General features: G+C 55.7%; 22 protein-coding genes. 7 read left to right on the forward strand and 15 right to left on the reverse strand.

Annotated features, from left to right (window positions below; genetic code table 11):
- Position 1: 1 nt before the first annotated feature.
- Positions 2 to 889, forward strand: a complete 888-nt coding sequence (locus BLR26_RS06415) for a LysR family transcriptional regulator (RefSeq protein WP_093379097.1) — start codon at positions 2 to 4, stop codon at positions 887 to 889.
- Here the strand turns inward: BLR26_RS06415 and BLR26_RS06420 are convergent.
- Positions 870 to 1,484, reverse strand: a complete 615-nt coding sequence (locus BLR26_RS06420; RefSeq protein ID WP_093379102.1) for a glutathione S-transferase family protein — start codon at positions 1,482 to 1,484, stop codon at positions 870 to 872. The genes BLR26_RS06415 and BLR26_RS06420 overlap by 20 nt on opposite strands.
- A gap of 950 nt (positions 1,485 to 2,434) precedes the next feature.
- On the opposite strand from BLR26_RS06420, the gene BLR26_RS06425 reads away from it, so the two are divergent.
- From BLR26_RS06425 to BLR26_RS06435, 3 genes are read left to right on the forward strand one after another with little or no spacing between them, the layout of a single operon-like run.
- Entirely contained in the window at positions 2,435 to 3,610 is a 1,176-nt protein-coding gene (locus BLR26_RS06425; protein ID WP_093379107.1) for a PP2C family protein-serine/threonine phosphatase, read from the forward strand.
- A gap of 10 nt (positions 3,611 to 3,620) precedes the next feature.
- Complete coding sequence (locus tag BLR26_RS06430) at positions 3,621 to 4,691, forward strand: serine/threonine-protein kinase (RefSeq protein WP_093379112.1); 1,071 nt, start codon at positions 3,621 to 3,623, stop codon at positions 4,689 to 4,691.
- Positions 4,688 to 5,806 (forward strand): serine/threonine-protein kinase, encoded by a 1,119-nt coding sequence (locus BLR26_RS06435; protein ID WP_256326697.1) that lies wholly within the window; start codon positions 4,688 to 4,690, stop codon positions 5,804 to 5,806. Before BLR26_RS06430 ends, BLR26_RS06435 begins: the two co-directional genes overlap by 4 nt.
- Before the next feature lie 87 nt (positions 5,807 to 5,893).
- On the opposite strand, the gene BLR26_RS27070 is transcribed toward BLR26_RS06435, so the two are convergent.
- A complete protein-coding gene (locus tag BLR26_RS27070) occupies positions 5,894 to 6,589 on the reverse strand; it encodes a hypothetical protein (RefSeq protein ID WP_143013257.1) in 696 nt (231 codons plus the stop codon).
- 135 nt (positions 6,590 to 6,724) lie between these two features.
- Here BLR26_RS27070 and BLR26_RS06440 point away from each other — a divergent pair, with 135 nt between their 5' ends.
- A complete protein-coding gene (locus tag BLR26_RS06440) occupies positions 6,725 to 6,970 on the forward strand; it encodes a helix-turn-helix domain-containing protein (RefSeq protein WP_028699128.1) in 246 nt (81 codons plus the stop codon).
- A 48-nt stretch (positions 6,971 to 7,018) separates the two neighbouring features.
- On the opposite strand, the gene BLR26_RS06445 is transcribed toward BLR26_RS06440, so the two are convergent.
- Together BLR26_RS06445 and BLR26_RS06450 are read right to left on the reverse strand one after the other, a co-directional pair.
- Entirely contained in the window at positions 7,019 to 7,987 is a 969-nt protein-coding gene (locus BLR26_RS06445; RefSeq protein ID WP_093379122.1) for a DUF932 domain-containing protein, read from the reverse strand.
- 69 nt (positions 7,988 to 8,056) lie between these two features.
- Positions 8,057 to 8,386 carry a hypothetical protein gene (locus BLR26_RS06450; RefSeq protein ID WP_093379126.1) on the reverse strand — a complete coding sequence of 110 codons (330 nt, stop codon included), beginning with the start codon at positions 8,384 to 8,386 and terminating at the stop codon, positions 8,057 to 8,059.
- A gap of 376 nt (positions 8,387 to 8,762) precedes the next feature.
- Here BLR26_RS06450 and BLR26_RS06455 point away from each other — a divergent pair, with 376 nt between their 5' ends.
- A complete protein-coding gene (locus BLR26_RS06455) occupies positions 8,763 to 8,975 on the forward strand; it encodes a helix-turn-helix transcriptional regulator (RefSeq protein WP_256326768.1) in 213 nt (70 codons plus the stop codon).
- A 319-nt stretch (positions 8,976 to 9,294) separates the two neighbouring features.
- Complete coding sequence (locus BLR26_RS06460) at positions 9,295 to 10,398, forward strand: YagK/YfjJ domain-containing protein (protein WP_093379132.1); 1,104 nt, start codon at positions 9,295 to 9,297, stop codon at positions 10,396 to 10,398.
- Here BLR26_RS06460 and BLR26_RS06465 read toward each other — a convergent pair.
- The 11 genes from BLR26_RS06465 to BLR26_RS06515 all read right to left on the reverse strand — a co-directional run bounded on the left by BLR26_RS06465 (position 10,388) and on the right by BLR26_RS06515 (position 21,764).
- Positions 10,388 to 11,050 (reverse strand): hypothetical protein, encoded by a 663-nt coding sequence (locus BLR26_RS06465; RefSeq protein WP_093379135.1) that lies wholly within the window; start codon positions 11,048 to 11,050, stop codon positions 10,388 to 10,390. The two genes, BLR26_RS06460 and BLR26_RS06465, sit on opposite strands and share 11 nt — an antisense overlap.
- Positions 11,051 to 12,277, reverse strand: coding sequence for a tyrosine-type recombinase/integrase (locus BLR26_RS06470; protein ID WP_093379137.1), 1,227 nt, complete (start codon positions 12,275 to 12,277; stop codon positions 11,051 to 11,053). It abuts the gene before it with no gap.
- A gap of 387 nt (positions 12,278 to 12,664) precedes the next feature.
- Positions 12,665 to 13,375 carry a LexA family transcriptional regulator gene (locus tag BLR26_RS06475; RefSeq protein ID WP_093379139.1) on the reverse strand — a complete coding sequence of 237 codons (711 nt, stop codon included), beginning with the start codon at positions 13,373 to 13,375 and terminating at the stop codon, positions 12,665 to 12,667.
- Between the two features lie 168 nt (positions 13,376 to 13,543).
- Positions 13,544 to 14,071: an inorganic diphosphatase gene (gene ppa, locus BLR26_RS06480; protein WP_007933577.1), complete on the reverse strand. Its 528-nt coding sequence runs from the start codon at positions 14,069 to 14,071 to the stop codon at positions 13,544 to 13,546.
- A gap of 91 nt (positions 14,072 to 14,162) precedes the next feature.
- Positions 14,163 to 14,978, reverse strand: a complete 816-nt coding sequence (locus tag BLR26_RS06485) for a M90 family metallopeptidase (protein ID WP_093379141.1) — start codon at positions 14,976 to 14,978, stop codon at positions 14,163 to 14,165.
- A 9-nt stretch (positions 14,979 to 14,987) separates the two neighbouring features.
- Entirely contained in the window at positions 14,988 to 15,638 is a 651-nt protein-coding gene (locus BLR26_RS06490; protein WP_038998563.1) for a DedA family protein, read from the reverse strand.
- Positions 15,639 to 15,849: 211 nt separating this feature from the next.
- Positions 15,850 to 16,308, reverse strand: a complete 459-nt coding sequence (locus BLR26_RS06495) for a GNAT family N-acetyltransferase (protein ID WP_093379143.1) — start codon at positions 16,306 to 16,308, stop codon at positions 15,850 to 15,852.
- A 94-nt stretch (positions 16,309 to 16,402) separates the two neighbouring features.
- Complete coding sequence (gene eutC, locus BLR26_RS06500; protein WP_093379147.1) at positions 16,403 to 17,227, reverse strand: ethanolamine ammonia-lyase subunit EutC; 825 nt, start codon at positions 17,225 to 17,227, stop codon at positions 16,403 to 16,405.
- Positions 17,228 to 17,238: 11 nt separating this feature from the next.
- Positions 17,239 to 18,633, reverse strand: coding sequence for an ethanolamine ammonia-lyase subunit EutB (locus tag BLR26_RS06505; protein ID WP_093379152.1), 1,395 nt, complete (start codon positions 18,631 to 18,633; stop codon positions 17,239 to 17,241).
- 51 nt (positions 18,634 to 18,684) lie between these two features.
- Positions 18,685 to 20,133 (reverse strand): ethanolamine permease, encoded by a 1,449-nt coding sequence (gene eat, locus BLR26_RS06510; RefSeq protein ID WP_093379157.1) that lies wholly within the window; start codon positions 20,131 to 20,133, stop codon positions 18,685 to 18,687.
- 110 nt (positions 20,134 to 20,243) lie between these two features.
- Positions 20,244 to 21,764, reverse strand: a complete 1,521-nt coding sequence (locus BLR26_RS06515) for an acetaldehyde dehydrogenase ExaC (protein WP_093379160.1) — start codon at positions 21,762 to 21,764, stop codon at positions 20,244 to 20,246.
- Positions 21,765 to 21,994 lie beyond the last annotated feature (230 nt).

Here is a 21,994-nt window from a genome sequence, read left to right on the forward strand (position 1 = left end):
TATGGAGCTGATGCAGATTCGCATGTTCAAGACGGTCTACGACACCGGCAGCATCGCCCGTGCGGCCGAGGTGTTGCACTACGTGCCGTCGAACATCACTGCGCGGATCAAGGCGCTTGAACAAGAGCTGGGCGTGGCGCTGTTCTTTCGCCATGGTCGCGGTTTGAAGATCAGCCCGGCAGGCGAAACCTTCCTTGAATACGCCACCCAGATGCTCGCCCTGGTCGAAGCCTCGAAGGCCGCTCTGAGCCCGCAAGCCATGCCCAGCGGGCGCCTGCGTATCGGCGCCATCGAGTCCTCGGCCAGTGGCCGGCTTCCGCGGCTACTGGCCGAATACCATGCGCGCTTCCCGCAGGTATCACTGGAATTGAGCACGGGCACCTGGTCGCAACTGCTCGATGACGTGCTCAACCATCGCCTCGACGGGGCGATTGTCGCAGTGGAGGTCGAGCGGCCGTTGCTCAAGCGCACGCCCATGTACCAGGAAGACCTGGTGCTGATCGCGCCTGAATCGCTGGGGCCGATTCGCAGCGCTGAAGACCTGCAGGGCAAGGCTATCTTCATGTGGCCGGAAGGTTGCCCATACCGCGCGGCTCTGGAGCACTGGTTGCTCGAACAGGGGCAAAGACTGCCGATTGTCGGCATTGCCAGCTATGGCGCCATCGTCAGTTGCGTCAGTGCTGGCGCCGGAGTGTCGCTGGTGCCCAGGGGCATCTTCGAGCAATACCGCAAGGGCGCCGGCTGGAGCGGCCATGAGTTCGCCGAACTCAAGGCCATCAGCAACGCCTTCTACTGGCATGCCCAGGCAGCAAGGCATCCGGCCCGGGATGCCTTCGTGCAGATGCTGCGCGAGGGGTTGGCGCCGGACGCTATTCGATCGGGTACTTGAGCATCGCCGGATGCCCTTCGATCTTCTGCGCCAGACGCTGCACATGCGCATAGTCGCTGGCCGCAACCACCTCGGCGCATACGTACTGGGTGAACGACCAGGCCACCGCCGTGGTGATTTCTGCCTGGCTCAAGGGCAGGGTGGGGCACTTGCTCGGCTGTTCGGCGAGCAAGCCGTCGAGCCGCGCATACGCCGCCTGCAACTGCCCGGTCACCCGCTCCAGCCAGGGCGTGTGCAGCTTCTCTTGCGGGCGCAGGTTGTGCTCGTAGTAGATCTGCACCGACTTCTCACTGGCCGCCAGCGCCAGGCCGATCACCTGCAAATCGCTGGCGCGGGCCAGCGGGTCTTGTGGCAATAACTTTTTGGCGGGTACGGCCAGGGCTTCGAAGTAATCCAGAATCAGCGTCGAATCCATCAGCAGCGTGCCGTCGTCCAGCACCAGGCTCGGCGCCTTGACCACCGGATTGATCGCGGCGAACTCGGCAAAATTGCGAAACACTGACAGCGCCTGGTGTTCGAAGCTGATGCCGTACAGCTCCAGCGATACCGCGACGCGGCGCACGTAGGGGGAATCGAGCATGCCGATGAGTTTCATGACCACTCCAGTGAGAACAGGTTACGACCGAGTAAAAGTAGTCGAGTTTTTCCCGGTGTGGTTCGAAGTGTGGGCTTGGCAGGTCAGGTGCGCGCAGGGGAATGTTTCAGGCATTAAAAAGCCGGCTTGTGGCCGGCGCGATTACGCCGTAAATGGCTGATTTTGCTGGACTTAATTTGTGATTACAGCTTTGTCCCTCCATTTGTCCCCCCACTTAGGCGGCGCGATGGGGCGCAGTTGCTCACCCTTCTCTCAGGTGCAGTTTACCTGCTAATGCCAGCTGCGAGGTAACAGCTCAGACCATGAGAGGTTTCCTTGGCTGCCTTCACCTTCGAGGGAAGACCAAGCGATTGCAGCGGCGCTTGAGTAGGTTAGATTCTCGATACTAAAGGTAGTTTGGCGGGCTAATGGTGCGTAGACGAAGCTGGTAGTCGCGCCTGGCTGCATCGGCCTTCTGCCCTTCAGCGGCGCTTTAGAGAACCTATCGAGGAGTCTACCGAGAGTAGATTTTAGCTGAGGACCGGGCAAAATTGACCACTGCACGCCCCGACCTGATCGCCGGTGCGACTCAAAATGTGACCGAGAATAAATTGCCATGTACTGGGAATTTGCTAAGCTGTCAACCCTATCGGTTGGCCAAGAGGGCTCAAATGGTGGGTTGTCTTTTCCAATAGCGTAACGACGCACAATCTTGAACTGAGATGCCCCAATGCTAAAGGTAGGATTGGCCCCACCCAGTAGACATAAGGATGTGAGCTTGAGCGTAATAATTCAAAGACCTCCGCCATTTTCTTCTGTAAGCAAGAGATCGGATCATATTGGCCTCGAGTTCGAGTCGTCTGAACTCATCGCCAAGCCACAGTTAACCCGGTTCTGCATGGTTAGTAAGTCGTGCAGTAGCGCGGCCTATGAATCTACCCGTCGGGACTTTGGCCTAAGTCAGTGAATACATGAATTATCCCTTAGATATCCATAAAGTTTCTTCTTCTCAAATCGGGCAGGAGCTGTACTCCGAGATTGCGCGTGCATCGTGGAGCACAATGTCACCTCTCTCTATACCTGAACTATCTGTGGCTATTGGTACTTCAATCGGGTCTGTTAGGCAGAGAAATGAAGACCGGGTTGCTATTGCTAAAGTCCATGGAGCTAATGGTACTGAATACTTCGTCACGCTGGTTTGCGATGGGGTAGGTGGCTCTGATATGGGGGATGTCGCTGCGTCAATAGCGTTAGCGGTATTTCTAGATGAGTTGGTTTATACGAGCATCAGGCAGCCATTAGAGGTTCTAGTCCCTAGATTGGTTAGGCGGGTTGATGACCGAGTTAGAGATATTTTGCAAGGGCGCGGTGCTACTACGTTAAGTGTGCTAGTTGCTGCCGGGGATGGCGATATTATTGCTACTAATGTAGGTGATAGTCGTATTTATGCATGGTCGCCTCAAAAAGATAAACTCATGCAGGTTAGCAGAGATGACACCTTGGAAAATGAGTTGTCAGAGTTTGCGCTCAAAGATCCTTCGGCTCTGCGACTGAGAGGGTTAGGAGGAAGTCTCTCCCAGGCTATAGGAGAGACTGGGCGTACTAGTGATGATCTTCGTATTAAGTTGCTGGGGAGAGAGCTCTTTCCTGATGGTGCCGTACTTGCGACCGACGGAGCCTGGAAGGGGGCGGAAGACGGGTTTAATGCTGTAGTAAAAAAGGCGCCAACTGCTGCTAACGTAGTAACCAGGGCTTTGTCAGTAGCAAATTGGAGCGGTGGCATTGATAACGCGTCGTTGATTGCAGTGGAGCGGATAAGCGCGACACTTAGTGTGGCCTATGATTTCTCGATTACTTCGCCAAAGGTTAGTGTTTGGATTGGCAATACAAAGCTGGTGTTAGTTGATTCTTCTTTTTCCTCACCTGGAAGATACTCTATTCCTGAGGTGAAAGATAAGCCAGTTATGAAGGCAGATATACGAAGGGCTCTGAGAAAAAAATATGTTAAAGCTAAAGGCGAGCCAAAAACACCGGAGCAATTAGACTTCAAAATTGTAGAAGATGCGCCGTCACCCAGAAAGAAAGATCCGCGAGCAGATTTAGAAATTTCCATCGAGCCAACACCAAAAAAAGAATCAGATAGCTGAACGGAATCAGATGATAAACTTAACCAGCAGATATGTGCCGCTTACTCAGACTTTGATTAGCGGTGGATTCGGAAGCGTTCAACCAGTCCGAGATACATTTCTTGGTCGCGACGTGTTATTCAAGTTTCTGCATTCGGGAAACGATGATGCGCAGCTTCGGAATGAGATACAAATGCTAGCTAAAGTTCGGTCTAAGCATATTGTTGAGATCTACGACGTTATCAAGGGGGATGATGGTAAGGTTCAAGGTATTATAATTGAACACTTGAAAGGTCGGTCCTTTGATGACTTCCATCTCGAAGCGCTTGCTAACCCTACCGAATATCTGAGGGTGGTTTATCAAATCGCACAAGCTTTATCTGTCCTGCACGGCTCGGGGATCGTGCATAGAGACTTGAAGCTGGATAATATTAAGGGCTCATCTTCTGGTATTGTAAAACTATTTGACTTCGGTATTTCGGTTGATGGGGATAACTACCACACTGTTTTGAATCGTGGCACATTAGTTTATGCTGCGCCAGAGCTTTTCGTGCCAGGAGCTTGTATAACCAAAGAAATGGATGTCTATGCTTTAGGCGTATGTGCCTGGGCACTGGCTACCGCTAAGCTGCCTAAGGTATTACGTGAGACTCCTCCGCAACAAACAGCGGACGCACCCTCAATAAACTCAGCTATGGGAGGGGGACTGGCGCAAGAGGTCGTTGACGTAATTGACGCATGTTTGGCTGTAGATCCACGTCGTCGTCCATCTGCACAACAGGTTTGTGATGTGATCCACAAGCATTTGGTACGGGATGAACATAGGGGCACCTTTGTGTACGGTAGTAAGGTTTACCTGCTTCACAAAGGAAACAGAAATGTAACTATGAAAATATCAGGCGTAGGTGAGCTGAGTGTCGCTTATACCGGTGTCAGCTTTGAGATTACTGGTGTGGCAGGGGATGTCTACGTTAATAATAGGGATGCGGTCCCTGGTATGGAGTTGCACGAAGCTTGTGTTCTGACCTTTGGTAAGCCTGAACGAAAGTCTCAACGTTCATGGGTCACTTTTTCATCTTCGCATCCTGAGGTTATCCTGTGATTCAGCATCGTCTTAACGCCGGAGAAGTGTTGGTTGGTCGCTACCAAATTTTAAATTATCATGCGGCTGGCGGGATGCAAGAGGTTTATTATTGCTTCGATCAAACTCTGGAGCGGCATGCTGCGCTAAAGATTCCGAAAGCCGGTGTTAAAGACCGTCGCTTCCGTCGTGGTGCTGAGATGGGCGCGCGAGTCAATCACCCTAATATTGCAGCCACGCTAGATTACTACGAGGATGATTCGTTAACATTCTTGGTAGAAGAGTTTATTCCTGGACTAGATTTGGGGCAGCGGCTTGCCAACGAGTTTCACTTTTTAGATCCGTATCTGTGTGCTCATGTAGCGCACCATGTTGCCAAAGCTCTTCACGAAGCTCACGGCGTAGGTATATGTCACCGCGATCTGAAACCAAGTAACATCATGACGTCGCCTGATCCATCAATTGAGTCAATTAAGTTGACAGACTTTGGGATCGCTAAATTAGCAGAGTCCGAAATCGCGGCAGAGATGGAGCTTTTTGCTGAGGACGAGTCTACTCTTGTTACGTCTAACACATTGTTGGGCGCTGTCCCTTATATGGCGCCAGAGTGCTGGGACGACTGGAAGAGTGCAGGCATGCCAATGGATGTTTGGGCGCTTGGTAGTGTTATCTATCACTTACTTAATGGCGCGCCTCCCTTTGGTACGGGACGAAATGCGATTATGAATGTCGCAAAATATCAAGCCGGGACGTTCAAACTTACTAAGCCTGTTTGGTTTGGAAAATATCCTGACACCCGTGATCTTGAGGGTAACCTCTGGGATATCATAACTAAGTGCCTAGCTGTTGATCCTGCTGATCGGCCTACAGCAAAAGATTTGCTTGGCGCTTTCAACTCTCTAACATATGCCAGCGGTGCTAGAAAGTTAGGATATATCACCCAATATCCAATGTCTTATGCCGGAGGAGGAACAGCTACTGCTGGGTTTATTCGGGATGTAGATAATGAAAGCCGCTTTTTCCATTTAACTAGTTTTTATGGAATGCATGGCCCTGAAAAAGGGCAAAAAGTATGCTTCGCCTCTTATCCCGGGGTGCCATCCCCTCGTTCGTCTCCTATTCTTCTATTAAAGTAGACTTTCGCCGATTTTACATTATCCTGGCCCCTTAATACCGAGCCAGGATAATGTATGGCTGCGTGTTGGGCTCCCTATTTCAATCTCTTACTTTTTCCAGAGATGATACTCAGGGTTGAGACCGATTACGTCCTGATTGGAGTTGTAGCAGAATTCTAATGTGCAATTGTTCGCCGCTGTTGCCATTGGTACATATACTGGTAGGCGTTCACGACTTACCATGTCGTCACCCCCATCAATGGTTATCGAACAGGAGTCACCCTGTGGATCGCACCATACATCATAAGTCCCATTTGCTGTTGGGGTAGCGGTTAGTTGTCTGGGGGGCGACTTTTCTGCACCTCCGCCAGCAGCGTAACCACCAAACAAAGGGCCTGTCCCAGTTTTATAAGCATAATCTTTGCCGTCTGTGCCTGGGTACACATAAAAGTCTTTAAATACTGCGTAGAATGCATCTTTAGGAGCGGTAAACTTACCCCTGTAGTTTTTATCGCTGTCAGTGCACTTGTCTTGTGCTTTTGAGCAACGTAAGTACTCGAATGTCTCCTCTTCTTTCATGGTTACTTCACCCGTCTCACGGTTCTGGTAGCGCACTACGTGTTTGCCAGGACGGCTCTCTTCTAAGCAGAGAGTAAGTGGAAATCCATACATCACTCGGCCAGTGCTTTCACAAAGAATTACGTCAGAAGTTTGGTATTGGTCGAACTCTGGATGTCCGTTTGCGTAGGCTTGCGTTGCAAAGAAAATGGTTGCTGCGAGTGCAGTCTTAGCGAAGGTTTCCACAATTATTCCTTTATTGGTGGTGGGTGGGCTAGCTTGGATTCAAGGACGCCCCGGAGATCTCAGAGGCGACAGATTTGTAAAAATGGGTCGTAAATGCCGTGGTCGTAAACGCATCATAGCGTGACGATTCAATGCATGGGAAGAGTCTCCGTTAGTCATGATAAAAATCGCGATTTGGTCCGTCTGGGGGCTGTAGTGCGCGCTCACCGCGTCGCTCTTGGCCTGTCGCAGGAGGCGCTGGCCGATGCAGCTGAAATCGATCGTTCCCACATGGGGAAAATCGAACGCGGCGAGCGAAACGTCACCTTTCTTAACATCCTTCGAATTGCGAACGCCCTTGATCGGAAGCCTTCAGTGCTTCTGGCCGAAGCCGGGCTCTGAGGTTGATCGTTCGGGTAATTGACTGGCTGGATAGCCAGAGGCCTGATATCAAGCAGCGAGTCTTAGCGCCGCGTCCAACGCCCTTTGCTTAATCTGCGCACCATGTCCGAACCAGGCGGAATCCATGCGGTACTCAATGCTGCGCGCTCGACGTTCGTGATCGACATACTCTGTCACAGCGTTGAGCAAGCCCCATGCAGTCCCCTGGGCGGACTTTAGTAAAGCTCCCCGACCTCCGCCTTCGTACAGCCCCTGGACTCTGCGCAATGCCCGCTCGTTTGGAAGGGCTTCGGGCAGTTTGTCATCAGGAGCTACATCACACAGCACGTTCATGAAAAAGCTCATTGCTTCATGCCACTGCACCTTGCGTTCAGTCAGTGCTCGCATGCGGTACATGAACTCGTCCCATTGCGAGACGGCAATGCCTAACTGCTTTTTCACTGCCTGCGAATCGAAGCGGGTGTTATGTGGAACCTTGATCGCACGATTGCTCCCATCCAAGGCGATGGCCAGCGTGTTATTGCAGACTACACGTACGGTAGTTGGAGTGGCGGTAGTAGCTAAGGTGCCGTCGCAGGAAGTAGCTAGCAGAAGGTAGCTATCCACTTGGTCGTTGTCCTTCAGCACTGTGCTTTGCCCGGTACGGGCCAAAGCCCAGAACTTGCGCCCCCCCTTCAGCACCCCGGCTGTTTCCAGTTCATACCCCGAGACTTCAGTGAGGTCCCGGTAGAACTCCAGTACTTCACGGGGCTGCACCACCTGATACCGGCTGGAGACTACTGACAATGGAGCCTTGGTGTCGGATCGGTAAAGTACCTTCTGTTCAGGGAAGGTATAAATTGATCCCAGAGCACCGATGCTGTTGGACTTGAAATGTACCGGGCTGTCTTGGATCTTCCAGTCCATGCCAGCTTCACGCTGCCATACTTCGATTGGTTGTTTCGGGGAAAGGCGTCTTCCCAGGCCATGCCACGGGGTTACGCCAATGTAAGCCATTTGTTCAATGAAATGAGCCATGTGAGATGTCCCTGACGAATGAGCGGAAATAAGGCCGTTTCACCAAAAGCGACGGCTGCTCCCAAAAACTTAACTCTTGATGCTAAAGCTGTAACCACAATGCAGGCATTGATAGTTGTTGAGAATCTTTTCATCAACCTGTTCGCCAATCGTGGCACCAGTTATGCCGCCAGCTACTCCGCCAAGCAGTCCACCGACAAGAGCGCCAGCAATACTGCCAATTGCTATCCCTACTGGGCCACCGACCACGCCTAGCACCGCACCGACTTCTGCGCCGGACATAGCGCCAGCGGCACCACTAGCAGCACCGCCCGCTGCACCAATTAATCCCCCTGTTTGTTTTCCGAGATTCTTTGTTGCTATACGACTGGAGTTGCAATTTGGGCATAAGTTGTACATGTGGTTTCCCTAATTTGTTTAAGTGTTTGTAGTGATTGAGAAGTGCGGTGGTTCGCTTTGAATAGTTAGTATTTGAAATATTTTTAAATATGGTTTTATGCAGGCCTGTCACTGATTTCAATTTGTTTGGTGTGCTGGATATTGAAGCTTGAATGTGGTCGGGTTGGTTCTCTAATCACTGTACTGGTTGGTTCTTTTGTGAGGTTGGGTTGTAGTCGGGTTAGTTCTTATGTCAGGAATTGTTGAGGTAATTTGCTTAGCGTATTTTTTTACGTAAGCACCTTTCTGCACGCGCCTTGGGTGATCGCTTACAGTCTGCCCCATAGCTAATTCGGCTGGCTGGAGGTTGATGATGGATGCAAAAGCTCACGCACCTATGAGGGTGCTTAGGCTAAGACAAGTGCAGGAGCGTATTGGTTTATCGCGATCCACTATTTATGACCGGATGAATGTTGACTCTCCTCGTTACGACAGTACGTTTCCTAAGCCTATGAAAATTGGGTGTTCAGCTGTCGGTTGGTTGGAGGAGAGCGTCAATGACTGGATTCGATCAAAGATGGATGGGGCACATCGCGGAAATACTGAATGATTAGATTTGCACTAACTCGACAGAGAGTTATTGTTTTAATTGTCTATTAATCTAACGGCTTTGCTTTGACTTATGGAGTGGGTGGCTTAGTTTTGTCGTGGTGCGTTTAGCTCAGGGGTTCTGGATTATTTGTTATTAGGTTGTTAGGTGTTAATTGGGTGTTAGCGATTGGTTGTTGTGTCAATGCCTGTGAGACAGGAGGTGTTATTCTGCTGCGGTGAGTATCATGGTTGCTGTCGCTTTATTGGTCGATGGAGAATGGGCATAAGCCTGGGCGTATCGAGCACAGGCATTTAAGGAATCGGATAAAGATTAAAGCATGAAGAAGAAAGATTTTCTGTCTGTTGAAGCGGCTTTGTTGGAAAGTACAATTACGTATTTCGATACCTACAATGCTAACGTTATGGCTGTTGGTGGTGAGAGAAACGCTGTACTAAAAATCAAAGATATAGAAAGGTTGGTAAAGGAAATATCTGCTAGTGATGAAGTCCATTTCTATGAAAAAATCAGTCATGGGGTGGCTAGGGCTGATTTGACAAAGCCTGGGAAGCGATTATTAATGAATGTGTGGGCATGGGAGGAAATAGAGCGTTACTATCCAATCCATGACTTCACTCCAGGCGTAAGGGTTTTTTTTGAGTGTACTAAGGAGTATGCCAGGGCTTTCTATTATCGCAGGAGTCTTAGACTTTTTGATGGTAGTCCTTCGGCGGTTATAGAGTCTCTGAATAACGTGGTTGAGCGTATAAGATCCATCGTGAGAGGGGGTGCATTTAAGTCTGAGCAAAATGCACATCGTCGGCTTTCAAATAAAAACTACAAAGGTTTGCTTAATTATATCGAGGCTATTTTCGAGAAGCGGTCGCGAGTGCTAGTCTTGAGAGTTGACTTGGGTTACTCAAAGCCACTGGTTCAAAGAGGTTTTCGACAAGATCTAAGTTTTGATGAGGTAAAAAAGCATCGCGAAAAATTATTAAGATTGTTGCGGCGTAAGCTACCAGCTAAAACTTTTCTAGGCCACGCGTGGAAATTGGAGTTTGGGTTGTCTAAGTCTTATCATTATCACTGTATGTTTTTTTTGGATGGCTCAAAATTGCGTGAAGATGTCGCTTGGGCAAGAACTATTGGTGAGCTTTGGGCTGAAAGAGCTACAGGCGGGAAGGGGGTGTATTATAACTGTAATCGTGCAAAGGGTAATTATCGCGCCTGTGGGATTGGCATGATTGAGCACACTGATAAAGGCATGCGTAAAAATCTACAAAAAGCGGCGCTTTACCTTACGAAGATAGAGTATTACATACGGATTGCAACTGAGGGGCAGGCTCGGACATTTGGTCGTGGTGAAATGCCTAAAAGAGATAGTAAGAAGATGGGGCGCCCTAGGCAGTCGCCCGCATCTGAGAGTGGTGTTTCTACTGTTTGAGCGAGGGAATAATTTCGGCGATGGCTCTCCGAAAGATCTCATCATCTTTGCGCCATCTCCGTAGGGTCTTTGTAATTAGCTCTTTTCTTAGGCCGATTTTCTTCATGTCGATAAAATTACCTAGTTCATTTTTGATTGATTCCGCCGCGTGCATGAAGTCGTCCCAGCCGTGTTTGGGACGTTTCTCTATCATGAGAGTTAAAGCGTAGTCTTTCACTTTTTGGAATTTAGCATTGCGGGCATTTGCACCTGCCATCGCTCTACGATGATTTAGAGCTGCTGTGGTGTCTATTACCGTGCTATAGAACGCATGGGTAGCAGCACCTTCTGCGCTTGCGCTAGCATGAGTAATTAAAGGCCAGCTTCGATTATGATCTCCAGAGCTAATAGCCTGCTGTGCCAATTCGTTGAGAATGCAAGCGTAAAGGAAAGGATACTCTGCGCTCATTTTATTGGCAGCGATATGTTGCAGCCTCAGGTCGTCAAGCAAGGCCTCGGTAATATCGCCGTTTTTTATGCTCTCCCTTAGTGCTAGGATGAATTCATCGAATCGGGAGTTTTCAAATAGGTTTTCGTGCGTGTCACGAAGAGACTCCCAAGTTCTTGAAATAATTACCTCTGGTGAAGTTTTGGACAAATCCTTAAAAAGCATTTATTCCTCTCTTTTCACTGCTGGCTGAGCCTGAGTTTTAATTAGGAAATTGGCCCATTCGATCATCAGTGCGCGTCGCTTGTCGAGAAAATCGGAGCGAGAGTATGCCCCTTCGGTTTGGCCGCGTTCGTCGTGAGCAAGCGCCATTTCGCATACTTCGCGAGGATAATTTGTGCATTCGCCTGCCCAGTCACGAAATGAGGATCGAAAGCCGTGTCGGGTGATATGTTTGTAATCCATGCCATGTAGCAGAGTGCGTATGGCATTGGCGTGCATTACCCCTGTCTTGCCTTGGCCAGGGAAAATAAAGGGGGATCCTGATTCTCTCGGAATTCTTTGAACTAGCTCCACGACTTGATCGGGTAGTGGGATTACAAAGGCCACCCGCATTTTCATGCGCTCTTCAGGAAGAGACCAGGTGGCTGCATTAAGGTCGAACTCGTCCCAACGTGCGAATCTCACCATGTGAGCGCGTGCGCCTGTCATTATCAGGAGCTGAGCGGCCAACGACGCTGGCGCGGTGCTTGCTCTGAGTTTGGCCATTAGGGCAGGGACATCCTGCCAGCGCAGAGCTTCAAAGTGCTCTCGTTTTCGGGCTTTTTTCTTTTCAGCACGGCTGAGCAGATTGTCCAAGTGTCCCCGCCAGCGAGCTGGATTTTCTCCCTGGCGTAGGCCGCGTGCTTTTGCCGCGTCTAGAATCTGCTCAATCTGACCGCGCACTTCATCGGCTGTGCGGGTTTTGGTCTGCCAGATAGGTTGAAGGACCTTAAGTACTTGAGGTGTGTCAATTTCATCAGCAGGAAGCCTACCAATGTGCTCAAACGCATACAGCTCAAGCTTGCGTAACCAGCCTTTGCGCCACTTATCCGACCAAGAGGCGCTGTGTGCATCGCAGTAGTCTTTCGCGATGGCCTCAAATTTTAGCTGTTTCGCCTCACTGGCTTTCTGAGCTTCGCGCTGTGCTGCTCGTTCGATATCACGGGCAGCTAGCGGATCTATTCCGTTGCTTAGTAGGCTGCGCTTGGCACTGGTTTCAAGCCTAGCTTTCTTGAGACTTACCTCAGGAAATGAGCCCAATCCCATCTCCCTTCGCCGACCTGCCAGTTGGTAGCGAAGCAACCAAGATTTACGCCCGGTAGGTTTGACGACCAAGCGAAGCCCATCACCATCTTCATAGGTGCCGGGTTCGGTAAGGTTTTCGACTTGTTTAGGATTCAGCTTACCCATTGGATTTCCCCTGTCGTCCCTCGTCCCCCCATCGGGCCCCCCACTTCATCGTCGGATGAGGTCAAATGGCGTTGAACACCATCGGACACGGGAGCGCCTGAAACGCGCATGATAGCTAGGCTATCGGCAGGATTTTCGGATGGGATAGGATTATTTCGGACAATTAAAAAGCCGGCTTGTGGCCGGCTTCCGGGGACGGGCTTGGCTAATTTTTGGTAAGCCGCAACCGCCTTAAAATCGTTGCTCCGGCGCTGGGGCCGGGAGGTGGCGGGCAAGCTGTGGAGTGCCGCGCCAGGGCCGCGGACGGGCTGGGCCGTCGGGCTAAATGTGCGGCGTAGCATACTGGGATTGGCCGGCGATGCCCAGCAAAAAATCACTGGCCGGTGCTCAGCCCGGGCGGCTGTCGCGCAGGTGGCCCCACCAGAATACCCAGCCCAGTACTTCCAGACGCTGGGTTTTCAGTTGTGCCGGGCTGTAGGTTTCGGTGGGGTATTCGTCGCTGTCCTGGCTGTGCAGGCGCAAGGCGCCGTTGGCGCGGCGGCTGAGGCTGTTGATGCGCAGGCGGCCGTTGTGCAGCAAGGCATAGATTTCGCCTTCGACCACCCGGGTCAGGCTGCGGTCGACGGCCAGGGTGGTGCCGCGTGGCAGCAGCGGGCTCATGTTGTGCCCGGGCATGCTCAGGCACAGGGCATCGCCCGGGTCGACGCCGACGGCGTCGAGGGCACGCAGCGGCAGGCGCAGGTAACGGTCTTCGACCGGTTTTAGCTGGCGGGTCTGGATGCTGTAGAACGGCACCTGGATGTCGTTGTAGCTGTGTGCCGCCAGCGCGCTGGCATCGGGGCCTTCAACGCCTGGGCGGGCGGCCTGGCTGTTGAGGCGCGGCAAGGGGTTGGGGTGCTTGGGGCCTTCGCCGTTGCGCAGCCAGCGGCTGCGCACGCACAGCAGTTCGGCGATTTCATCCAGCCGGGCCAGGGGCACGCCGCGCTTGAACCAGTTGTTGACGTGCTGCGGCGTAACCTTGCGCTGCGCGGCAAAGTCGGAAGGGGACAGGTTGCACTCGCTCAGGAGCGCTTTGAGACGATCACCGGATGTATTCATGAGGCCCGAGTTTAGTGGGCTTATCGGCTGCGGGAAATAAACGCAAAGTTCTTCTTTTGCCGGGGAATGTGATCGGTTTACAGGCGTTGGCTTAGGATGCTGTAGGAAATTTTTCAGCCAGACATAAAAAAACCCCGCGTGTGCGGGGCTTTTTGCTCAAGCGCTTGCTTAGCCTTTGTAAGCGGCAACCGACTTGGTGATCGCAGCGCGGGCGGCGTCAGCGCCATCCCAGCCTTCGATCTTGACCCACTTGCCTTTCTCGAGATCTTTGTAGTTCGCGAAGAAGTGCTCGATCTGCTGGATCAGCAGGGCTGGCAGGTCGGTGTATTCTTTGACGTCGACGTACAGTTGCGACAGTTTGTCGTGCGGTACGGCGATGACTTTGGCGTCGCCGCCGCCGTCGTCGGTCATGTTCAGGATGCCGACCGGACGGGCGCGGATTACCGAGCCTGGCGCTACCGGGTACGGGGTAACAACCAGCACGTCGAGGGGGTCACCGTCGTCGGCCAGGGTGTTGGGGATGTAGCCGTAGTTGGCCGGGTAGAACATCGGGGTAGCCATGAAACGGTCAACGAACAGGCAGTCGCTGTCCTTGTCGATCTCGTATTTGATCGGCGCGTGGTTGGCTGGAATCTCGATGGCGACGTAGATGTCGTTCGGCAGGTCTTTGCCAGCCGGAATCTTGCTGTAGCTCATTGGGCAGTGCCCCCATGTTTGGCCAAAAATTGGTCGCGATTATAGGCACATTCCAGCGTGCTTGCCACGCCCGGGCGGATGTCCGGCAGGCTCAGTCCTGCGCGTCCTGGTAATGCGGGTGGTGGCGCTGCAACTGCTGCAGGCGGGCCAGCGGGTCCTGGCGGTAGAAGCCGCGCAATTGCTGGTACACCGCGGGGTAGGCGTCGTTGAGCAGGTCCGGGGCGCTGAAGAAGTATTCGCAGGTGACGGCGAAGAATTCTGCCGGGTTTTCCGCGGCATAGGGGTCGATGGCGGTTTCGGCGTCGGGGTTGCGGTCGAGCTGGGCGTTGAGGTCGTCAAAGGCCGCTTGCATGACCTGGGCCCAGTCGCTGACGCGCAGGTCACTGTGCAGCGGCGGCAGGCCGTTGGCATCGCCATTGAGCATGTCGAGCTTGTGCGCCAGTTCGTGGATCACCAGGTTGTAGCCTTCCCAGCCGCCACTGGCCAGCACGCCAGGCCAGGCCAGGATCACCGGGCCCTGCTGCCAGGCTTCGCCGCTGTGCTCGCCGTCCCATTCGTGTTCGATGCCGCTGGCGTCGCGATGGCGCTGGGGGCTTACGAAGTCGTCGGGGTAGAGGATGATTTCGTGAAAACCCTGGTACCAGTTCAGCTCGCCCAGGTGCAGCAGCGGCAGTTGCGCCTGGGCGGCAAGAAACAGCCGCTGCTCGCCGTCCAGCTCTACCCCGGGCAGGGCGGTCAGGTGCTTGTGATCGAGGAACAATACGCAGGCTTCACGCAGCCATTGGTCTTCTTCTTCGCTCAGGCCATCGAGCATCGGCAGGCGCTCGCGCACCCGCTGCCAGCGCTGCGGGTCGAGCGGGTGTCGGGCCAGGGTGCGGCGACGGCGCCAGGCGCTCAGCGACCACATAAACCGGGCTTAGTGAACCTTGGCTTCGTTGCGGCCCATGCGGCTGCGCACGATGCCGATGATCATCGGCACCAGCGACAGCAGGATGATGGCGACGATCATCAGCGACAGGTTCTGCTTGATGAACGGCACGTTGCCGAAGAAGTAGCCGAGGGTGACCAGGCCGCCTACCCAGAGCACGGTGCCGGCGACGCTGAAACCGAGGAAACGCGGGTAGTGCATTTTGGCGATGCCGGCGACGAACGGCGCAAAGGTGCGCAGGATCGGCAGGAAGCGCGCCAGGGTCACGGTCTTGCCGCCATGACGCTCATAAAAGTCGTGGGTCTGCTGCAGGTAGTCGCGGCGGAAGATCTTCGAGTTGGGGTTGCGGAACAAGCGTTCGCCTGCTGTTCGGCCAATCACGTAATTGGTGCTGTCGCCCAGGATTGCCGCCGCCATCAGCAGGCCGCCGAGCAGCACCGGGTCCATACCGCCGCCTGCGGCCACGGCGCCGGCGATGAACAGCAGGGAGTCACCCGGCAGGAACGGCATGACCACCAGACCGGTCTCGCAAAAGATCACCAGGAACAGGATCGCGTAGATCCACGGGCCGTAGTTGTTGACCAACAGGTCCAGGTAAGCGTCGAGATGCAGAATAAGGTCCAGCGGGTTGAAATCCATGTACAGCACCTTGTGTTCTTGACCCGGGCGACGGGCTTGCGATGACTGGCAGTGCGAATGCGGACGGTCGCTACCCGGAAGATGGGTAAAGTTTCACACACAATGAAGAGGCGCATTATACGGCCACGAACAGATTGTGCCTGCGCAGTTTGTAGCGGCGGATGTCGAATGAATGTGAACGGCAGGCGTCGCGCCTGCCGTTGCGCCCGGATCAGTCCGAGTTGATAGGCAGGATGTAGCTCTTGAACTCGGTGTCTTCGTGAAAACCGATGGATTCGTAGGTTTTCATCGCCACTTCGTTGTCGCTGCTGGTCGATACCCGCAGGCGCACGGCGTTGGTTTCCTTGGCCAGCTTCTTGGCTTCGCGCATCAGGTGGTCGGCCACCAGCATGCGCCGGGAGTCTTCGGCGACGTAGATGTCGTTGAGGATCCACACGCGCTTGAGCGACAGCGACGAGAAGCTCGGGTAGAGCTGGCAAAAGCCCATCAGTTTGCTGTCGTCATCGTCCGGCAGGGCCAGGTAGATGGTCGACTCGCCACGTTCCAGGCGTTTTTTCAGGAACGAGCGCGAGGAATCCGGGTAGGGCAGCTGGCCGTAGAACTCGCGGTATTTGACGAACAGCGGGGCAAGCAGGTCCAGATGTTCCAGGGTTGCTTTGATGATTCGCATAAGCAGGCCTCAGGGTCCATGGGAGTTTGCGGCGAATCGCCGGCAGCCTTGGCAGATGCTGCCTGAAAGCAATTAGAAAGCGCAATCTACGATCTCAAGGTTTACTCAACAGGAAATTTCCGCTTTTCGGCGTATCGGTGTCTGACTCAAGGGTTTGCACCTGGGCTTCATCCTTCAGATTGACCCCCGACAACTGCCGCCGACAGGCCTCGCGCATCAGGTACAGCAGGCGGTGGGCGGCCATGCCGTAGCTCAGGCCTTCCAGGCGCACGTTGGAGATGCAGTTGCGGTAGGCGTCGGTGAGGCCGACCTTGGGGTTGTAGGTGAAGTACAGCCCGAGGCTGTCCGGCGAGCTCAAGCCCGGGCGTTCGCCGATCAGGATCACGGTCATTTTCGCCCCGAGCAGCTCGCCCACTTCATCGGCCACCGCCACCCGGCCTTGTTCGACCAACACCACCGGAGAGGTCGACCAGCCGTCGGCGGCGCTCTGTTCTTCCAGGCGGGCGAGAAACGGCAGGGTATGGCGATGCACGGCCAGGGCCGAGAGGCCGTCGGCAACGACGATGGCCAAATCGACGCCGCCGGGGTTGGCCTGGGCGTGTTCGCGCAGCCGTTGTGCTGAATCTTCGTGCAGGCGGCGCCCCAGATCGGGGCGTTGCAGGTAGCTGTGACGATCGGCGGCGGCGCTGTGCAGCAGCAGGCTTTCACGTCCGCGCTCGCTCAATTGCTGGCGCAGGCCGGCATGGTCGAAGGCCAGGTGCACGGCGTCGCGGGCCTGGGCGTGGGCGAACTGAAAGTCCAGCTGGGCGCCGGTCGGCAGGCTGGTGCCGGTGCGGCCCAGGGCGATGCGCGCCGGGGTCAGGCGGCGCAGTTCCAGCCAGGGATTGGCGCTGTTGTCGTGTTGGGGAGTATTGGCCATAGTCGACTCGCTTATCCCAGTTGCGCCAGGGCCTGGCGGAAGGCCGGTGGCAGGTTGTCACCGAAACGCACCCGGCCGTCGGCCTGGGTGAAGATACCCATGCGCGCCAGCCAGCTTTCGAACTCCGGCGCAGGCTTGAGGCCCAGGGTCTGGCGGGCGTAGAGCGCATCATGGAATGAAGTGGTCTGGTAGTTGAGCATGATGTCGTCGGAGCCGGGGATGCCCATGATGAAGTTGATACCGGCCACACCCAGCAGGGTCAGGAGCATGTCCATGTCGTCCTGGTCGGCTTCGGCATGGTTGGTGTAGCAGATGTCGCAGCCCATGGGCACGCCCAGCAACTTGCCGCAGAAGTGGTCTTCAAGCCCGGCGCGAATGATCTGCTTGCCGTTGTACAGGTACTCCGGGCCGATGAAGCCGACCACGGTGTTGACCAGAAACGGCTTGAAGTGACGGGCCACGGCGTAGGCGCGGGTTTCGCAGGTCTGCTGGTCGACGCCATGGTGGGCGTTGGCCGAGAGGGCGCTGCCCTGGCCGGTCTCGAAGTACATCAGGTTCTGCCCGAGGGTGCCGCGGTTGAGGCTCAGACCTGCGTCGTAACCCTCCTTGAGCACATTGAGGTTGATGCCGAAGCTGGCGTTGGCCGCTTCGGTGCCGGCAATCGACTGGAACACCAGGTCCAGCGGCACGCCGCGGTTGATCGCCTCGATCGAGGTGGTCACGTGGGTCAGCACACAGGCCTGGGTGGGGATGTCATAGCGCTGGATGATGGCGTCGAGCATCTCCAGCAGGGCGCAGATCGAGGCAATGCTGTCGGTGGCCGGGTTGATGCCGATCATCGCATCGCCATTGCCGTAGAGCAGGCCGTCGAGAATGCTCGCGGCAATCCCGGCCGGCTCGTCGGTCGGGTGGTTGGGCTGCAGGCGGGTCGACAGGCGCCCGCGCAGGCCCATGGTGCCGCGAAAGCGGGTGACCACGCGGATCTTCTGCGCCACCAGCACCAGGTCCTGCACGCGCATGATTTTCGACACGGCCGCAGCCATTTCCGGGGTCAGCCCCGGGGCCAGGGCACGCAGGCTGTCTTCATCGGCGGCTTCGCTGAGTAGCCAGTCACGCAGCCCGCCGACGGTCAGGTGGCTGACGGCGGCAAAGGCATTGGCATCATGGGTGTCGATGATCAGCCGGGTGACTTCATCGTCTTCGTAGGGGATCAGCGCTTCAGTCAGAAAATGCTTGAGCGGGATTTCGGCCAGGGCCATCTGCGCCGCCACCCGTTCGCCGTCGTTGCTGGCGGCGACACCGGCGAGAAAGTCACCCGAACGCGCCGGGCTGGCCTTGGCCATGACTTCCTTGAGGCTGTCGAAACGGTAGGTCTGGTTGCCTGCCGTGTGAACAAAACTTGCCATACAGACTCTCCAGAACGCCGCAGGGCTGGCCTGCGGCGTAGGTGGCGTTGATCAGTGCAGGGCCTCTTCGGCCTTCTGGATCGCGGCGAGTTCTTCTTCCGGGGTCCCGGCGACCAGGTGGTGCCGGCTGTAGAAAGCAAAGTAGGCAATCAATACCGCATAAATCGCCGCGGCGCCAATCACTACCCGTGGGTCGACCAGAAAGCCCGCCACCACCGCGATGCAGGCCAGCACCAGGGCCACGCCCGAAGTGAAGATGCCGCCCGGGGTGCGATACGGCCGCTCCATTTTTGGCCGACGGATGCGCAGGGTGATGTGCGCGGCCATCATCAGTACATAAGACAGCGTAGCGCCGAACACCGCGACCAGGATCAGCAGGTCGCCCTGGCCGGTCAGCGACAGGCCAAAGCCGATGATCCCGGGGATCACCAGGGCCAGTACCGGCGCTTTGCTCTTGTTGGTTTCCGAGAGCTTGCGTGGCAAGTAGCCGGCACGCGACAAAGCAAAAATCTGCCGCGAATAGGCGTAGATAATCGAGAAAAAGCTGGCGATCAGGCCGGCCAGGCCCACCAGGTTGACGAAACCGCCCATCCAGGTCGAACCACCGTAGGCTTTCGACAGCGCCTCCACCAACGGGTTACCGGAGGCTTTGAGCGCCTCGGCACCGGCACCACCCGGGCCGACCACCAGGATCAGCAGGGCAAAGGCCAGCAACACCAGCATGGCGCCGATCAGGCCGCGGGGCAGGTCGCGCTTGGGGTTCTTGGTTTCTTCGGCAGCCAGCGGCACACCTTCGACGGCGAGGAAGAACCAGATCGCGTAAGGGATCGCCGCCCATACCCCGACATAGCCGAACGGCAGGAAGCTGCTGGCGCCGACGGCGTCGGTCTGGGCTATATCGAACAGGTTGTTGACGTCGAAGTGCGGCACCATCGCCACCAGGAACACGCCCAGGGCAATGGCGGCCACGGCGGTGATGATGAACATCAGCTTGAGCGCTTCACCGACCCCAAAAATGTGGATGCCGATGAAGATGATGTAGAAGGCCAGGTAGATCATCCAGCCGCCGATGCCGAACAGCGACTGGCAGTAGGCGCCGATGAACACGGCAATGGCCGCCGGGGCAATCGCGTATTCGATGAGGATCGCCGTGCCGGTGAGAAACCCGCCCCAGGGCCCGAAGGCGCTGCGGGCAAAACCGTAACCACCACCGGCGGTAGGGATCATCGACGACAGCTCGGCCAGCGAGAAGCACATGCACAGGTACATGGTCGCCATCAGCAAGGTGGCGAGGAACATGCCGCCCCAGCCACCCTGGGCCAGGCCGAAGTTCCAGCCGGCATAGTCGCCGGAAATCACGTAGGCGACGCCCAGGCCCACCAGCAATACCCAGCCGGCGGCGCCCTTTTTCAGTTCACGTTGTTGGAAATAGTCGGAGCCGACTTTTTCGAAGTCGACAGAAGAGCCTGCCGGCACGCTGCCGGTATGATCGCTTGGCATAGGATTCACCTGTTGTTTTTATCAATACCGGCGGGTGCCGGTTTGTCTGGTGATGGTCTTGCAGGAAGCGAGCCAGCGCGGCCCCGGTTCGAAGCCGCGCTGTATCTCGTTTAGAAGAAGCCCAGCGGGTTGATGTCGTAGCTGACCAGCAGGTTTTTGGTTTGCTGGTAGTGATCGAGCATCATCTTGTGGGTTTCACGGCCGACGCCGGACTTTTTGTAGCCACCGAACGCGGCGTGGGCCGGGTACAGGTGGTAGCAGTTGGTCCAGACGCGACCGGCCTTGATGCCGCGGCCCATGCGGTAGGCGCGGTTGATGTCGCGGGTCCAGACTCCGGCGCCGAGGCCGAACTCGGTGTCGTTGGCAATCGCCAGGGCTTCGGCTTCGTCCTTGAAGGTGGTGATGCTCACCACCGGGCCAAAGATTTCTTCCTGGAACACGCGCATCTGGTTGGTGCCCTTGAGCAGGGTCGGCTGGATGTAATAGCCGGTCGACAGGCTGCCTTCGAGTTTTTCCACCTTGCCGCCGGTGAGCAGTTCGGCGCCTTCCTTCTCGGCGATTTCCAGGTACGAGAGGATCTTGTCGAACTGTTGCTCGGAGGCCTGGGCGCCGACCATGGTGTCGGTGTCCAGCGGGTCGCCGCGCTTGATCTGCTTGATCTTCTTCATCACCTCTTGCATGAACGCCGGGTAGATCGACTCCTGCACCAGTGCTCGCGATGGGCAGGTGCACACTTCGCCCTGGTTGAAGAATGCCAGCACCAGGCCTTCGGCGGCTTTCTCGATGAAGCTCTGCTCGGCCTGCATGATGTCTTCGAAGAAGATGTTCGGCGACTTGCCGCCCAGTTCGACGGTCGACGGAATAATGTTTTCGGCGGCGCATTTCATGATGTGCGAACCGACCGGGGTAGAGCCGGTAAAGGCGATCTTGGCGATGCGCTTGCTGGTGGCCAGGGCTTCACCGGCTTCGCGGCCATAGCCTTGCACCACGTTGAGCACGCCAGGCGGCAGCAGGTCGCCGACCACCTCCAGCAGTACGCTGATGCCCAGCGGGGTTTGCTCGGCCGGCTTGAGTACCACGCAGTTGCCGGCGGCCAGGGCCGGGGCGAGTTTCCACGCGGCCATCAGGATCGGGAAGTTCCACGGGATGATCTGGCCAACCACACCCAATGGTTCATGGATGTGGTAGGCAACGGTGTTGCCGTCGATTTCGGCGGCGCTGCCTTCCTGGGCGCGCAGGCAACCGGCGAAGTAGCGGAAATGGTCGGCAGCCAGCGGGATGTCAGCGTTGAGGGTTTCGCGGATGGCCTTGCCGTTGTCCCAGGTTTCGGTGATGGCCAGCAGTTCGAGGTTCTGTTCGATACGGTCGGCGATTTTCAGCAGGATCAGCGAACGTGCCTGCACCGAGGTTGTGCCCCAGGCATCAGCGGCGGCGTGGGCGGCATCCAGGGCTTTTTCGATGTCTTCGGCAGTCGAGCGGGGGAATTCGGCGATCAGCTGGCCGTTCACCGGCGAGGTGTTTTCGAAGTACTGGCCTTTGACTGGGGCAACGAACTCGCCACCGATGTAGTTCCCGTAACGGCTCTTGAAGGAAACCTTGGCGCCTTCGGTACCGGGATGTGCATAACGCATGATGTTTCTCCTGGCTATTGTGCTTGTTGGGGAGGATGTAAAGCATAGAGCAAGGGTTGGGCCAGTGTGGCCGACCCCAGTTAAATCAAGGGCTTGGCAGGTTTTTACGCAGGTGCAGGAAGGGCGCTGTAGCAGCGCCGGTACAGCCTGGGTGACACTTTGTACCGTTGCTGACACAAAGCGTGACCCAGCGGTCAAGCCAGCATTGCATTGCGCCGACGGGTGGAGGA

It is taken from the genome of Pseudomonas sp. UC 17F4 (genome assembly GCF_900101695.1).
Taxonomy (GTDB): Bacteria; Pseudomonadota; Gammaproteobacteria; order Pseudomonadales; family Pseudomonadaceae; genus Aquipseudomonas.